Source organism: Serratia sp. YC16 (assembly GCF_009707615.1).
Lineage (GTDB): Bacteria > Pseudomonadota > Gammaproteobacteria > Enterobacterales > Enterobacteriaceae > Serratia > Serratia surfactantfaciens.
The window spans coordinates 233,932-248,870 of record NZ_WLYN01000005.1; the positions used below are offsets into that span (position 1 = coordinate 233,932).

Here is a 14,939-nt window from a genome sequence, read left to right on the forward strand (position 1 = left end):
AACTTTTTTATAACTCATGATTTTTGACACATACCCGGCATCGGCTGTTTGCCTGTGGGGGATGCGAACCGCCTTTCACGGTTTGTGTCCCTCACGATCCCGGCATGAGGGATCGCGATCGGAATGACGGATCATAGCGCAATCCGCGCAAGAGATCCTCCCCTTCCTCACAGATTAGATCCATTTTATCCACAGGCCGCGGCCGGCGGCGATCTTTTCACCGCTGCGGCCGCACGACCGTGCAGATCCCGGCCGCTGCGCCGCGTTTTTTACATTGTCAACCGGTTATACCCTGTTATCCACGCCGGATCCTGGGATCGCGCGCAAAGGATCTCACGGGGATCCTTGCGATTTCACCCCGAGTCCGTATAATCTTCGCCCTACGTGTGATACCTGGTTCCTTATGGTGCGTCATTAGCCAGACAGGATTCTGCGGTGACCACGGGCCAAGACCGGATTTTGTTCCGTTATTGGCAGACAACCAGGTAGGCTGGCGCGATGCGAATTGACTCAGGACTGTACAATTATTACAATCCCGCTTCTTTATGTATTGCGATTGAGGCGTCGGTCATCTTCACGCCGAGTAGCCAAACGCGTTTACTGATCAGTAATTATTTTAAGTTTAGGTAGAAATCGCTATGAAACGCACTTTCCAACCGTCCGTATTGAAGCGCAACCGTAGCCACGGTTTCCGTGCTCGTATGGCCACCAAAAATGGTCGTCAAGTTCTGGCCCGCCGTCGTGCGAAAGGCCGTGCTCGTCTGACTGTTTCTAAGTAATAAAGCTAACCCGCTGAGTGGTTAAGCTCGCTTTTCCCAGGGAGTTACGTTTGTTAACTCCCACTCATTTCACTTTCGTCTTCCAGCAGCCACAACGGGCTGGCACGCCGCAAATCACCATCCTCGGCCGCCTGAACCAGCTGGGGCATCCCCGCATCGGTCTTACCGTCGCCAAAAAACACGTCAAACGCGCGCACGAGCGTAATCGGATCAAACGCCTAACCCGCGAAAGCTTCCGCCTGCGCCAGCACGAATTACCGGCGATGGATTTTGTCGTGGTGGCCAAAAAGGGGATAGCGGATTTGGATAACCGCGCGCTGACGGAAGCTTTGGATAAATTATGGCGTCGCCACTGTCGCCAGGCTCCCGCATCCTGATCGGGCTGGTGCGAGCCTATCAGCTCGTCATCAGTCCGCTGCTAGGGCCTCGTTGTCGCTTCCAGCCGACATGCTCTCATTACGCAATTGAGGCATTAAGCAGGTTTGGCATGATAAAAGGCAGTTGGTTAGCATTGAAACGCGTATTAAAATGCCACCCTTTGAACCCAGGTGGCGATGATCCGGTGCCGCCAAAAACCGACGATAACAGAGAACACTAACGATGGATTCGCAACGCAATCTTCTCCTCATCGCTCTGCTGTTCGTGTCTTTCATGATCTGGCAGGCATGGCAAACGGACAACGCTCCGCAGCCGGCCGCACAGACCACGCAACAGACTTCGAACGCAGTAGCCGGTGATGCCGCCAGCCAGGCCGTGCCAGCCAGTGGTCAGGGTAAGCTGATTACCGTGAACACCGACGTGCTGTCGCTGACCATCAACACCCGTGGTGGCGATATCGAGCAGGCTAAACTGTTGGCCTACCCGGATACTCTGGGTTCATCGACTCCGTTCCAACTGCTGGAAACCACCCCGTCGTTCGTCTATCAGGCGCAAAGCGGCCTGACCGGTAAAAACGGCCCGGACAACCCGGCCAACGGCGAACGCCCGCTGTATCAGGCGGCACAAGACAGCTACACCCTGCCGGAAGGCCAGGACGAGCTGCGCATTCCGCTGACCTACACCGATAAAGACGGCGCGGTCTACACCAAGACCTTCGTGCTCAAACGCGATCACTATGCGGTCGGCGTGGATTACAGCATCGACAACAAAGGCGCGACGCCGCTGGAGCTGACCCTGTTCGGCCAGCTGAAGCAGACCACCGAATTGCCTAAGCACCGCGACACCGGCAGCAGCAACTTCGCGCTGCACACCTTCCGCGGCGCGGCGTACTCGTCCAGCGAAGACAAGTACCAGAAATACGCGTTCGACAAAGACGAAAACCTGAGCGTCACCACCAAAGACGGTTGGGTCGCGATGCTGCAACAGTACTTTGCCACCGCGTGGGTGCCGGCGACCAAGGGTGACAACACCTTCTACACCGCCAAACCGGGTGACAACCTGTCCACCATCGGCTTCAAGTCTACGCCGGTTGTGGTGCAGCCGGGCGCTCAGCAACAGCTGAACGCCACCCTGTGGGTCGGTCCGGAGCTGCAGGACCAGATGGCCCAGTTGGCGCCGCACCTGGACCTGACCGTGGATTACGGTTGGCTGTGGTTCATCTCCCAGCCGCTGTTCAAACTGCTGAAGTTCATCCACGGCTTTATCGGCAACTGGGGCTTCTCCATCATCATCATCACCTTCATCGTGCGCGGCATCATGTACCCGCTGACCAAGGCGCAGTACACCTCGATGGCGAAAATGCGCATGCTGCAGCCGAAACTGCAGGCGATGCGCGAGCGTATCGGCGATGACAAACAGCGTATGAGCCAAGAGATGATGGCGCTGTACAAGGCGGAGAAAGTGAACCCGCTCGGCGGCTGTCTGCCGCTGATCATTCAGATGCCGATCTTCCTGGCGCTGTACTACATGCTGATGGGTTCGGTCGAGCTGCGCCACGCGCCGTTCGCCCTGTGGATCCATGACCTGTCGGCGCAAGACCCGTACTACATCCTGCCAATCCTGATGGGCGTGACGATGTTCTTCATTCAGAAGATGTCGCCGACCACCGTGACTGACCCGATGCAGCAGAAAATCATGACCTTCATGCCGGTGATCTTCACAGTGTTCTTCCTGTGGTTCCCGTCCGGTCTGGTGCTGTACTACATCGTCAGCAACCTGGTGACCATCCTGCAGCAGCAGCTGATTTACCGTGGTCTGGAAAAACGCGGTCTGCACAGCCGCGACAAGAAAAAAAGCTAAGCGTATTGTAGGGGTTCGGCGCGCCGACCCTTGCAGTCACACCAAAGGCGGTCATTAGACCGCCTTTTTGCATCTTAATCGTCAGAGAGAACCGTTATGAGCACCACCGATACCATCGTAGCCCAAGCCACCCCGCCGGGACGCGGCGGCGTCGGCATTCTGCGCATTTCCGGAAGCAAGGCCAAAGACGTCGCCCAGGCGTTGCTCGGCAAGCTGCCGAAGCCGCGCTACGCTGACTATCTGCCGTTCCGCGACGCCACTGGTGACACTCTCGATCAGGGCATCGCGCTGTGGTTCCCCGGGCCGAACTCCTTTACCGGCGAAGACGTGCTGGAGCTGCAGGGCCACGGTGGGCCGGTGATCCTCGATCTGCTGCTCAAGCGCGTGCTGGCGCTGCCCGACGTACGCATCGCACGGCCCGGCGAGTTCTCCGAACGCGCGTTTCTCAACGACAAACTCGATTTGGCGCAGGCCGAAGCGATCGCCGATCTGATCGACGCCAGCTCCGAACAGGCGGCGCGTTCGGCGATGAACTCGCTGCAGGGCGCGTTCTCCACCCGCATCCACCAGCTCGTGGAAGCGCTCACTCACCTGCGAATCTACGTGGAGGCGGCGATCGACTTCCCGGACGAGGAAATCGACTTCCTGTCCGACGGTAAAATCGAGGCGCAGCTCAATGACGTGATGGCGGATCTGGACAACGTGCGCGGTGAAGCGCGCCAGGGCAGCCTGCTGCGCGAAGGGATGAAGGTGGTGATCGCCGGGCGTCCTAACGCCGGTAAATCCAGCCTGCTCAATGCGTTGGCCGGGCGCGAAGCGGCGATCGTCACCGATATCGCCGGCACCACCCGCGACGTTCTGCGCGAACACATCCATATCGACGGCATGCCGCTGCACATCATCGACACCGCCGGCCTGCGCGACGCCAGCGACGAAGTGGAGCGCATCGGCATCGAACGTGCATGGAACGAGATCGAACAGGCCGACAGAGTGCTGTTTATGGTTGACGGCACCACCACCGCCGCCACCGAGCCGGCCGAAATCTGGCCGGAGTTTATGGCGCGCCTGCCGAACACGCTGCCGATCACCGTGGTGCGTAACAAGGCCGACATCACCGGCGAAACGCTGGGTATGACGGAAGTGAACAACCACTCGCTTATTCGCCTGTCGGCCCGCACCGGCGAAGGCGTCGATGTGCTGCGCGATCATCTTAAACAGAGCATGGGCTTCACCAGCAACATGGAAGGCGGCTTCCTGGCGCGCCGTCGCCACCTGCAGGCGCTGGAACTGGCGGCGCAGCATCTGGTGCAGGGCAAAGAACAGTTAGTGAGCGCTTACGCGGGCGAGCTGCTGGCCGAGGAACTGCGCCAGGCGCAGCTGGCCTTGAGCGAAATCACCGGCGAATTCACCTCCGACGATCTGCTGGGCCGTATCTTCTCCAGCTTCTGTATCGGCAAATAACGCGCTGCCAGACGCCTTCACGGCCGGGGCACCCTGTTCCGGCCGTTTTTCTTTCCCGCTCTCGCTCTGCGCGCTGGCTCACAGCGCCGCCGCAACTGCCCGCGATATACTGGACGGTCAGGTGTCTTTCTCAGGAACGAGTCAACATGGCGTTAACCCTCAAGGTATTGCTGGAAAACCGCCGCGCCGCCGGCGCCAACCCGCTATTGCAGGCCAAGGCCGGGTTAAGCCTGCTGATTGAGGACGAGACGACCTCCATACTGTTCGACACCGGCCCCGACGACAGCTTCCTGCGCAATGCGGCGCTGATGGGCGTCGATCTCTCGCGCATCACCGCGACGGTGCTCTCCCACGGCCACTATGACCACTGCGGCGGCGTCGCCTGGCTGCCGGACAACAGCCGCATCATCTGCCACCCGCAGGTCGGCGATGAGCGCTATGCGGCGCTGAAGGTGCTGGGCCACACCCACAAAATCAAAAAGCTCTCTTTGGATATCGACTACTCGCGCCATAACATGCACTACAGCCGCACGCCGCTGGCGATCGGCGATCGCTTTATGTGGTCAGGTGAAATCGCCGTGCCCGCACCGCGCGCCTACGGGGTGATTACCGGGGAAAACGCGGCGGTGGATTACGTTATCGACGAAGGAGTGCTGATTTACAAATCGGATCGCGGTCTGGTGATCGTGACCGGCTGCGGGCATCGCGGGATCGTGAATATTGTGCGCCACTGCCAGAAAATCACCGGGATCGATCGGATCCACGCCTTGATTGGCGGTTTTCATCTGCGTTGCGCTTCTCCGCGTACCCTCTGGCGCGTCCGCCGTTTTTTAAAGCAGCATCAGCCGGAAAAGATCATGGGCTGCCACTGTACCGGCGCGTGGGGTCGGCTATGGCTGCCGGAAGGGATCGCGCCGGCCACCGGCGATAGCTGGATCCTGGAATAACGCCTGCGCCGCTCATCACTGAAATTGGCAACAAATCGGATAAAACGCATAGTGTTTTTTGATGATAAATCCTCAACTTAGTCTTAATCTAACACCCCTGCGTTCTTAGCGACCCTCTGTAATGGAGTGAACAATGGCGTGTCATTTTGCCCGATGGACCCCGGCCTCCGCCGTCCTGGATACCCAGAGACTCTCCGACGAAGTGATTGCCGCCACTCGCACCTTTTCCGTTAAACGCCGCACGCGCTACCTGCAAGGGCGCATTTTGCTCGCCGAAATGATGTTCTATCTGTACGGCCTGCCGACGCTGCCCCCCATCGCCACTACCCCGACCGGCCGCCCCTGCTTCGCCGATCATCAACTGCCCGATTTCAGCCTCGCTTACGCCAGCAACACCGTGGGCGTGCTGCTGAGCGACGAAGGCAAAGTCGGCCTGGATATCGAAGTGATGCGCGCGCGCGGCACCCGGCAAAGCGCGTTGCAACACGCGCACCAGACGCCGGCGGAAAACGCCTGGATCGGCGCACAGGACGATCGGCTGGAAGCGGAGACTCAGCTGTGGAGCATCCGGCAAAGCGTGCTGAAAATTTCCGGCCTCGGCAACAGCGGCCAATCGACGCTGCGTCTGCACCCCTTCTCCGGCCACCTGCGTTCCAGCGCCACGCCGGACGTTCAGGTGATGAGCGACGCCGACGAATACCTGAGCTGGGCGTGCGCCGGCAGCCCCAGCCTGGATCGCCTGCTGTGCTGGCGCTACGAAGAGCGCCACGGTTTGCGCAAAGACGGGGAGATCTCGCCGCGCAGTCCGGCGGCGTCCTCGCGTTTCGTCAAATTGACGGGCCTGACGACGCCCGGTTAAGGCGGTGCAAAGCGGACAGCACTTGTCTTTGCCGCACGAGTTTCTGCATTAAATTGTAAAAACAGCTAAATGTTGAGCAATCGCCTATTCTCGACCCGAGCTTTAGCCTACTATTCGCCCATGTTGTTCGCTGAATCTGCTCATTCGAAAGGGAGAATCACCATGTCAGACCAAGCCTTAAAAATCGTCACTCTGCTCGGCAGCCTGCGCAAAGGCTCCTACAACGCCATGGTGGCCCGCGCCTTGCCAGGCCTGGCTCCGCAGGGCGTCACCATTGAAGCGCTGCCTTCCATCCGCGATATCCCTCTGTACGATGCCGACCTGCAGCAGGGTGAAGGTTTCCCTGCCGCGGTCGAGGCGATCGCCGAGCAGATCCGCCAGGCCGACGGCGTGATCATCGTTACCCCCGAATACAACTATTCCGTGCCCGGCGGGTTGAAAAACGCCATCGACTGGCTGTCGCGCTTGCCGAATCAGCCGCTGGCCGGTAAGCCGGTCGCCATTCAAACCAGTTCGATGGGGCCGATCGGCGGCGCGCGCTGCCAATATCACCTGCGCCAGATCCTGGTGTTCCTCGATGCGATGGTAATGAACAAGCCTGAGTTTATGGGCGGTGTGATCCAGAGCAAGGTGGATGAACAGGCTGGTGAACTGAGCGATCAGGGAACGCTGGATTTCCTGACTGGCCAGCTGTCCGCATTCAGCGATTTTATTCGCCGCGTGGAGTGAAGGTCTCGCGGCGCCTGCCGGGCGCCGCAACAGGACATGAAGTCCGTCAATTCATTAGAAATTAAAGCCATAGCATCATGTATTTTTTCATTTTAGCGTTATTTTTTGTTGCCATCACCAGTCCCGCTTTCGCCGCAGACATGCGTTATCCCGCCGGTGAAGAGCCGCTGGCGCTGCCTGCGCACAGCGCGCTCAACGCCCAACTGTCGCGATCCGCGCAAAACCAGGAAGATAAAAAGCTCGGCGCCATGTCGCTGTACCTGACGCTGATGCGCGAAGACGGCCGCAACGTCTGGGCGCCCTACCAACTGGCGGTGTCGTCGGCGGAGAAAGGGCAAACCGAGCTGGCGGAGCGTTACCTGCAGCTGAGCGCCGACCGCGGCCTGTGGTACTACTACAACCTGCTGGAGGACGACGCCTTCAACAGCATCCAACACTCCGCCACTTACCAATCCATTTTGGCCGCCACCAAAGCGCGCTATCTGCAGCACGCACGCCAGTATGAAGGCAAAGCCAGCTACGCGGTGCCGGACGGCGAAGCGCCGCCCGCAGGTTGGCCAACGGTGATCTTCCTGCATACCTACGGCAAAGCCGCCGCCATCAGCCCCGAGGAGCGGCTGCTGTTCGGCGAAATGGGCGTGGCCTACATCGAGATCAACGGCACGCAGATGCTGTCGGAAAACAGCTTCCGCTGGTCAAATTACAGCGACGAGAGCACCCAAACCGCCCTGCAGCGCACGGTGCAACAGCTGGCCCCGCAGCTAAAGCTGAATCCCCAACGGATTTACCTCAGCGCCCGCGGCCAGGGCGCGCTGCACGCCGCTAACCTGCTCGCGAAATACCCGCAGTTTTACGCCGGTGCGCTGCTGATCGCCCCCCACGGCGAAATCAAACCCGCCCAGCAGTCGCTGGCGGCGCAAAAGAAAATCGTGATGGCGTATTACGATCGGCAAAACTTCAGCGAACAGGCGCTGGCGCTACATTTCGCCAATCTGTTCGGGGAGGAGAATCAGGTGCAGACGCTGCACTTCGCCCAGGGAGAGGATGCCGCCGGCAGCTGGCAGGCGCGCTTCAGGCGGCCATTGCAGTGGGTGTTGGATCAGGCGCCGGATGCGACGCCGGGCGTCTAGGGATTCAGGGCCGACCACAGTCGGCCCTTTAGCGATCAATGGCCGTCGACGAAGACGATCTTCAGCACGAACAGCAGCGCCACGACCACCACGCACGGACTGATTTCACGCCAGCGGCCGGTACCCAGCTTCATCACGCAGTAGGAGATAAAGCCGAGCGCGATGCCCTCGGTAATCGAGAAGCTGAACGGCATCATCACCGCAGTAACAAACGCCGGAACCGCTTCGGTCAGATCGTCCCACTTCACCCGCGCCAGGCTGGAGGTCATCAGCACGCCGACGTAGATCAGCGCGCCGGCGGCGGCGTAAGCCGGCACCATGCCCGCCAGCGGCGACAGGAAGATCACCAGCAGGAACAGCAGGCCGGTGACCACCGCCGTCAAACCGGTGCGGCCGCCGACGGCGACGCCGGACGAGCTTTCGATGTAAGCGGTCACGGAAGAAGTGCCCGCCAGCGAACCAGCCACTGAGCTGATGCTGTCTACGTACAGGGCCTGCTTCATGCGCGGGAACTTGCCCTGGTTATCGGTCAGGCCGGCTTTATCGGTGACGCCGATCAGCGTACCGGAGGAGTCGAACAGGTTCACCAGCATAAACGAGAAGATGACCCCGGCCAGCCCGATGTTCAGCGCGCCGGCCACGTCGACCTGGCCCACCACCGAGGTAATGCTCGGCGGCAGCGAGAACAGGCCGCCGTATTTCACGTCGCCCAGCATCCAACCGATCAGGGTAGTGACCACGATCGACACCAGCACTGCCGCGTGGAAGTTACGCGAAGAAAGCACGGCGATGATGAAGAAGCCGAGCGCCCCCAGCAGCACGTTGTGCGAGGTCAGGCTACCGATGGTCACCAGGGTGTCCGGGTTGGCCACTACGATGCCGGCGTTTTTCAGCCCCATCATGCCGATGAACAGGCCGATGCCGCTGGTGATGCCGACCCGCAGGCTGACCGGAATATTGGCGATCATCCAATAGCGAATGCGGAAAATGGTCAGCAGCAGCAGGCCGACAGCTCCCCAGAAGATGGCGCCCATGCCCACCTGCCAGGAGATGCCCATCGCCCCGACCACCACGAAGGCGAAGAAGGCGTTCAGGCCCATCGCCGGCGCCAGCGCCACCGGCAGGTTCGCCAGCAGCCCCATGAAGATGCTGCCGAAGGCGGCGATCAAACAGGTGGTGACAAATACCGCCTGGGTATCCATGCCCGCCGCGCCCAAAATTTGCGGGTTAACGAACACGATATACACCATGGTGAGGAAGGTGGTGATACCGGCAATCGTTTCCGTACGCGCCGTCGTGCCATGTTGCTTGAGTTTAAACACGCGCCCAAGCAAGCCTTGCTCAGCGTCAAGGCCAGATACTGGTTTGGTCATTATCAGAATTCCGAAAATGGGAATGGACAGTCGCCGGCTATCCTATAACAAAAAGTGGGGCTTTTGACGCCGAACACCGGTTTTTTTCGCCGTCTTTACGGCTAAACGTGTCAACGGCTTGTATTTACAGACATTCATCCCCTGACCGCCCATTGCGTTGCCGTTTGTCGGCACGGCCGATAAAATGGCCTATCGCCCCTCTTTCCTCATCCGTTAAGAAACAGGAACCCGCATGTCTTCGACCTTTATCGATAAGCTCGCGTTGATCGCGCTGAAAGATGACAAAGTGGCGCTGGTGCGCTCACACAATAAGACGCTGTTTTATATGCCTGGTGGAAAGCGCGAAGCGGGTGAAACCGACGAACAGGCGCTGTGCCGCGAAATCGACGAAGAGCTGACCGTCGCGCTGCAGCCGAACTCCATCGCGTTTTACGGCGAGTTCTCCGGCCCGGCAGACGGCAAGCAGGACGGCACCCAGGTGCGCATTCGCTGCTACCAGGCCGGCTTTACCGGGCAGCTGCAGCCGGCCGCCGAAATCGCCGAACTGAGATGGTGCGACAGCCGCGATCTGCCGCATTGCTCACATGTCGCCGCGCTGATTTTGCACGATCTCAAGGCGCGTAACCTGATCAAGTGATCGCTGAGCACCGCCAGCGGCGCTAACCCGAAGGAACCTGTCCCGCATGAATCAGATTGACTGCATTTTGTTCGACTGCGACGGCACGCTGGTGGACAGCGAAGTGCTGTGCAGCAAAGCCTATGTGCACATGTTCGCCCACTACGGCATTCATCTGTCGCTGGAAGAGGTGTTCAAGAAATACAAAGGGGTGAAACTGTACGAGATCATCGATCGGGTCAACGCCGAGCAGGGCACCGATCTGGCAAAAGAGACGCTGGAACCGCTGTATCGGCAGGAAGTGGCGCGGCTGTTCGACAGCGAGCTGCAGCAGATCGCCGGCGCCCGCGAGTTGCTGGCGCAGGTGACGGTGCCAATCTGCACCGTCTCCAATGGGCCGGTCAGCAAGATGCAGCACTCGCTCGGCCTGACCGGCATGCTGCCCTATTTTGATGACCGGTTGTTCAGCGGCTATGACATTCAGCGCTGGAAGCCGGATCCGGCGATCGTGTTTCACGCCGCCGAACAGATGCAGGTGCCGGTGACGCGCTGTCTCCTGGTAGACGACTCGCCCGCCGGCGCGCAGGCCGGGATCGCCGCCGGCATTCCGGTATTTTACTTCTGCGCCGATCCGCATAACCCGCCGATCGACCACCCGCTGGTGACGACGTTCGACGATTTGGCTCAGCTGCCCGCGCTGTGGCGTGAACGCGGCTGGCGGCTGACGGCCGATTAACTGGCCGGCAACGGCGGTTTGTTGCGCCACCAGCGCCAGGACCGCTTCAGCGCGCGAGTTTGTGCGCCGAAGCGGCGGTTGACCGCGTTGGCCAGCAGGTCGAGCGCCAGGCAGAACACAAAATAGACCAGCGCCACGAACAGGAACACTTCCATCGGGTAGACCATGCTGCGGTTGTTGACCTGAGTCGCCAGGAAGGTCAGTTCGCCAACGCCGACGATATAAGCCAGCGAGGTGTCTTTGATCAGGGAGATCCACTGGTTGATGAACGACGGCACCATCATGCGCAGCGCCTGCGGCAGCACGATCATGCGCAGCGTCTGCCAGCGGGTCAGCCCCAGAGAGAGCCCGGCCTGCCACTGGCCGGGGCCGATGGCGGCGATGCCGGCTTTCACCGCGTGGGCCAAATAGGCTGAGGCGATCAGCGCAAGCGCGCACACCACGGTGGTGATTTCCGGGATCTCGACGCCAAACACCATCGGCAGCAGGAAATAGGTCCAGAAGATCAGCATGATGACCGGAATAGCGCGGAAAAAGCCCAGCAGCGCCGCCAGCAGCCCGGCGGCCACGCCGCGCGACATCGCCAGCGCCACGCCGAGTAAGGTACCGAGCACCGCCGAGGCTACGCCGGCCATCAGACTGATCGCCAACGTCAGCGCTGCGCCACCCAGCGGCCCGTCCGGCCAGGTGCCCCACAGCAGATAGCCCAGGTTATCGTGAATCACGCTGAAATCCATCTCAATGTCCTCCCAGCGGTTTACGCTGTTGGCGCCACATGCCCCAGCCTTCCAGCAGCGCGATAATGGCGATATACAGCACCGTCGCCACGCCAAACGCCTGGAAGGTGCGCAACGTTTCGGTTTCGACCTGACGCGAAGCGTAAGAGAGTTCGGCAACGCCGATCGCCATGGTCAGCGACGAGTTTTTGATTACGTTCATGTATTGGCCCAGCAGCGGCGGCAGCGCGATTTTCAGCGCCTGCGGCAGCACCACGTAGCGCATCGCCTGCCAACCGGTCAGCCCCAGCGCCTGAGCGGCATATTTCTGCCCGCCGGCGACGCCGCGAATGCCGGAACGGATCTCTTCGGCGATAAAGGCGGTGGAATAGAGCGTCAGGCCGAAGAAACCGGCGAGAAACTCGAACGACGGCCACTCAAGCGGGCCGACCTGATGGGTGCTGTTCAGCCACTGCATGGCGGCGGAAGGCAGGATCTGCCCGGCGGCGAAGTACCAGAAGAACAGCTGCACCAGCAGCGGCGTATTGCGAAACAGCGAGCTGTAGCCCATCGCCAGCCAGCGCAACGGCCGCAGACTGCTGTCGCGCATCGCCGCCAGCACAAAGCCCAGCAACGTGGCCGCCAGGCCCGCGCAGGCGGAAAGCCACAGCGTCAGCAGAAAACCGTGCCACAGCCAGCTCAGGTATTGCGGCGCCAGCAGCCAGTCCAGGTTCATGTTCAATCCTTGTCTTGCAGAATGCATCAGGGGCGCAGCAAGCTGCGCCCCTCCGTACCGATCTCACCGCGCGCGGTTACATCAGGCTTTCGGTTGCTGATCCAAAGGCGCGATTTTGAAATCGCCGCGCGGCTGGGCGGATTGGGTTTCCGGCCCGAACCAGCGATCGTAAATCTTAACCGCTTCACCGTCTTTTTCCAGCTTGATCAACGTCTCGTTCACCGCGGCGGTCAGGCGATCTTCGCCTTTGGGAATGCCGACACCCTGATACTCTTTGGTCAGGCTGAACGGCGAAATCTCAAACTCGGCCTTCTGTGCCGCCGGCAGATTGCCGAGCAGGCCAACCAGCTTGGCGTCGTCCTGAGTGATCGCCTGTACGTTGCCATTGCGCAGCGCCACGAACGCCAGCGGGGTGTCATCGTAGGAGATCACTTTCGCCGTCGGGAAACGCTCGCGCAGGGTGATTTCCTGCACCGTGCCCTTGTCCGCGCCGATGCGCAGCTTCTTGATGTCTTCCGGCGTTTTCAGCACGCCTTTGCGAGCGATGAATTTCTGGCCGGTGGCGAAATACGGCACGCTGAAGTTCACTTCCTTGGCGCGCTCGTCGGTAATGGTGAAGTTGGCGGCGATCAGGTCAACCTTCTTCGACACCAGCAGCGGAATGCGGTTAGCCGGGTTGGTGGCGCGCAGCTCCACTTTCACGCCCAGCGCTTTGCCGATCGCGTCGGCGACATCCACATCGTAACCCACCAGCTTCTTGCTCTGCGGATCGATGTAGCCGAACGGCGGGTTGCTGTCGAACACCGCGATGCGCACCACGCCGGCTTGCTTGATATCGTCAAGTTTGTCCGCGTGCGCGGCGCCGGCGGCGAGGCCGGTCAGACTGGCTAACAACGTTAAGGCCAAAGCGCGATGTTTCATAGAGAGCTCCTAAGTGGTTGATGTCCTGCTGGCGGATAAGCTAGCAAGCGCCACATAGGTCAGGAAATAATATAAAAAGCTATATTTATAACCTTTTTATCTTTACGCACTGAAGATGGAATAAAGGCGCGGGAAACCGCGCCTTCGAAGGATATTACCCGGAAAGGGTTAGTCGTCCTTTTCGTCTTTACCGCCTGGAGACAGCAGCTTTTCCAAGGCGTCGCCGCCCAGATGACGGAAATCCTGCCCTTTGACGAAATAGAAGATAAATTCGCAGATGTTCTGGCAGCGGTCGCCGATGCGCTCGATAGAACGGGCGCAGAACAACGCGGTCAGCACGCTCGGAATGGTGCGCGAGTCTTCCATCATGTAGGTCATCAGCTGACGCACGATGCCTTCGTATTCCTGGTCGACCTTTTTATCTTCGCGGTAAATACGGATCGCCTCGTCCAGATCCATGCGCGCAAAGGCGTCCAGCACGTCGTGCAGCATCTGCACGGTGTGGCGCCCCAGCGACTCCAGGCTCACCAGCAGCGGCTGGTGCTGGTGCGAGAACTTCTCCAGCGCAGTGCGGCAGATTTTGTCCGCCACGTCGCCGATGCGTTCCAGCTCGGAAATGGTTTTGATGATCGCCATGACCAGGCGCAGATCGCTGGCGGTCGGCTGGCGTTTGGCGATGATGCGCACGCAGGCTTCGTCGATCGCCACTTCCATCATGTTGACCTTGGCGTCGCCTTCGATCACGCGCTTGGCCAGCTCGCCATCCTGATTGTGCATCGCGGTGATGGCGTCGGTCAGCTGCTGCTCCACCAGCCCGCCCATGGTCAGCACCTGGGTGCGGATATGCTCAAGCTCTGCGTTGAACTGGCCGGAAATATGTTTGTTTAAATTCAGGTTATCCATGATGCTTCCTATCAACCATAACGGCCAGTGATGTAGTCTTCAGTCTGCTTTTTCTGCGGCGCAGTGAACAGGTTATCAGTATCACTGAACTCGATCAGCTCGCCCAGGTACATAAATGCGGTAGAGTCGGAGCAACGCGCCGCCTGCTGCATGTTGTGCGTCACGATCACCACGGTGTAGTCGGCCTTCAGCTCGCTGATCAGCTCTTCAATCTTGCCGGTGGAGATCGGATCCAGCGCCGAGCAAGGCTCATCCAGCAACAACACTTCCGGACGAATGGCGATGCCGCGGGCGATGCACAGACGCTGCTGCTGGCCGCCGGAGAGGCTGTAGCCGCTCTGGTGCAGCTTGTCTTTGGTTTCGTTCCACAGCGCCGCTTTGGTCAGCGCCCACTGTACGCGCTCGTCCATATCGGCGCGCGACAGCTTTTCAAACAGGCGAACGCCGAAGGCGATGTTGTCGTAAATCGACATCGGGAACGGCGTCGGCTTCTGGAACACCATGCCGACCTTGGCGCGCAGCAGCGCGATATCCGAGTTGTCGGTCAGGATGTTCTGGCCATCCAGCAGGATGCCGCCTTCCGCACGCTGTTCCGGGTACAGCTGGTACATCTTGTTGAAGGTACGCAGCAGGGTGGATTTGCCGCAGCCGGACGGGCCGATAAACGCGGTGACCTTGTTCTTGGCAATATCCAGCGTGATGTTCTTCAGCGCATGGAATTTGCCATAGTAGAAGTTCAGATCGCGTACCTGAATTTTGCTGCTGGAAGCGTCAGTAACCATACTCATCAAGACT

General features: G+C 59.9%; 17 protein-coding genes. 11 read left to right on the forward strand and 6 right to left on the reverse strand.

Going from position 1 to position 14,939, the window contains the following annotated elements; all coding sequences use genetic code 11:
- The first annotated feature begins 638 nt into the window (after nt 1-638).
- From rpmH to GKN89_RS17010, 9 genes are all read left to right on the forward strand, one after another.
- Nucleotides 639-779, forward strand: coding sequence for a 50S ribosomal protein L34 (rpmH, locus tag GKN89_RS16970; protein WP_000831330.1), 141 nt, complete (start codon nt 639-641; stop codon nt 777-779).
- Nucleotides 780-796: 17 nt separating this feature from the next.
- Complete coding sequence (gene rnpA / locus GKN89_RS16975; protein WP_004933883.1) at nt 797-1,156, forward strand: ribonuclease P protein component; 360 nt, start codon at nt 797-799, stop codon at nt 1,154-1,156.
- Complete coding sequence (gene yidD / locus GKN89_RS16980; protein WP_004933881.1) at nt 1,120-1,377, forward strand: membrane protein insertion efficiency factor YidD; 258 nt, start codon at nt 1,120-1,122, stop codon at nt 1,375-1,377. Before rnpA ends, yidD begins: the two co-directional genes overlap by 37 nt.
- 2 nt (nt 1,378-1,379) lie before the next feature.
- The gene (gene yidC / locus GKN89_RS16985) at nt 1,380-3,017 is read left to right on the forward strand and encodes a membrane protein insertase YidC (RefSeq protein ID WP_019455493.1); all 1,638 of its coding nucleotides are present in this window, start codon (nt 1,380-1,382) and stop codon (nt 3,015-3,017) included.
- Nucleotides 3,018-3,113: 96 nt separating this feature from the next.
- Nucleotides 3,114-4,478 carry a tRNA uridine-5-carboxymethylaminomethyl(34) synthesis GTPase MnmE gene (gene mnmE / locus GKN89_RS16990; protein WP_019455492.1) on the forward strand — a complete coding sequence of 455 codons (1,365 nt, stop codon included), beginning with the start codon at nt 3,114-3,116 and terminating at the stop codon, nt 4,476-4,478.
- 146 nt (nt 4,479-4,624) lie between these two features.
- A complete protein-coding gene (locus GKN89_RS16995; protein WP_063918280.1) occupies nt 4,625-5,425 on the forward strand; it encodes an MBL fold metallo-hydrolase in 801 nt (266 codons plus the stop codon).
- A 133-nt stretch (nt 5,426-5,558) separates the two neighbouring features.
- Nucleotides 5,559-6,284, forward strand: a complete 726-nt coding sequence (locus GKN89_RS17000; protein WP_019455490.1) for a 4'-phosphopantetheinyl transferase superfamily protein — start codon at nt 5,559-5,561, stop codon at nt 6,282-6,284.
- Nucleotides 6,285-6,446: 162 nt separating this feature from the next.
- Nucleotides 6,447-7,013 carry an NADPH-dependent FMN reductase gene (locus GKN89_RS17005; RefSeq protein ID WP_019455489.1) on the forward strand — a complete coding sequence of 189 codons (567 nt, stop codon included), beginning with the start codon at nt 6,447-6,449 and terminating at the stop codon, nt 7,011-7,013.
- 77 nt (nt 7,014-7,090) lie between these two features.
- On the forward strand, nt 7,091-8,143 hold the full coding sequence (locus GKN89_RS17010; protein WP_154747412.1) for a hypothetical protein: 1,053 nt from the start codon (nt 7,091-7,093) through the stop codon (nt 8,141-8,143).
- Nucleotides 8,144-8,178: 35 nt separating this feature from the next.
- Here GKN89_RS17010 and GKN89_RS17015 read toward each other — a convergent pair whose 3' ends face one another.
- Complete coding sequence (locus tag GKN89_RS17015) at nt 8,179-9,516, reverse strand: NCS2 family permease (RefSeq protein ID WP_004933851.1); 1,338 nt, start codon at nt 9,514-9,516, stop codon at nt 8,179-8,181.
- A gap of 232 nt (nt 9,517-9,748) precedes the next feature.
- Here GKN89_RS17015 and GKN89_RS17020 point away from each other — a divergent pair, with 232 nt between their 5' ends.
- On the forward strand, nt 9,749-10,153 hold the full coding sequence (locus tag GKN89_RS17020; RefSeq protein WP_019455486.1) for an NUDIX domain-containing protein: 405 nt from the start codon (nt 9,749-9,751) through the stop codon (nt 10,151-10,153).
- Nucleotides 10,154-10,199: 46 nt separating this feature from the next.
- Nucleotides 10,200-10,868 (forward strand): 6-phosphogluconate phosphatase, encoded by a 669-nt coding sequence (yieH, locus tag GKN89_RS17025; protein WP_019455485.1) that lies wholly within the window; start codon nt 10,200-10,202, stop codon nt 10,866-10,868.
- On the opposite strand, the gene GKN89_RS17030 is transcribed toward yieH, so the two are convergent.
- The 5 genes from GKN89_RS17030 to pstB all read right to left on the reverse strand — a co-directional run bounded on the left by GKN89_RS17030 (nt 10,865) and on the right by pstB (nt 14,926).
- Nucleotides 10,865-11,605 carry an amino acid ABC transporter permease gene (locus GKN89_RS17030; RefSeq protein ID WP_019455484.1) on the reverse strand — a complete coding sequence of 247 codons (741 nt, stop codon included), beginning with the start codon at nt 11,603-11,605 and terminating at the stop codon, nt 10,865-10,867. The genes yieH and GKN89_RS17030 overlap by 4 nt on opposite strands.
- 1 nt (nt 11,606) lies before the next feature.
- Nucleotides 11,607-12,320, reverse strand: a complete 714-nt coding sequence (locus tag GKN89_RS17035) for an amino acid ABC transporter permease (protein ID WP_019455483.1) — start codon at nt 12,318-12,320, stop codon at nt 11,607-11,609.
- Between the two features lie 81 nt (nt 12,321-12,401).
- On the reverse strand, nt 12,402-13,241 hold the full coding sequence (locus tag GKN89_RS17040; RefSeq protein WP_019455482.1) for an ABC transporter substrate-binding protein: 840 nt from the start codon (nt 13,239-13,241) through the stop codon (nt 12,402-12,404).
- A gap of 168 nt (nt 13,242-13,409) precedes the next feature.
- The gene (gene phoU / locus GKN89_RS17045) at nt 13,410-14,144 is read right to left on the reverse strand and encodes a phosphate signaling complex protein PhoU (RefSeq protein WP_004933833.1); all 735 of its coding nucleotides are present in this window, start codon (nt 14,142-14,144) and stop codon (nt 13,410-13,412) included.
- An 11-nt stretch (nt 14,145-14,155) separates the two neighbouring features.
- Nucleotides 14,156-14,926 carry a phosphate ABC transporter ATP-binding protein PstB gene (gene pstB / locus GKN89_RS17050; protein WP_016929614.1) on the reverse strand — a complete coding sequence of 257 codons (771 nt, stop codon included), beginning with the start codon at nt 14,924-14,926 and terminating at the stop codon, nt 14,156-14,158.
- Nucleotides 14,927-14,939 lie beyond the last annotated feature (13 nt).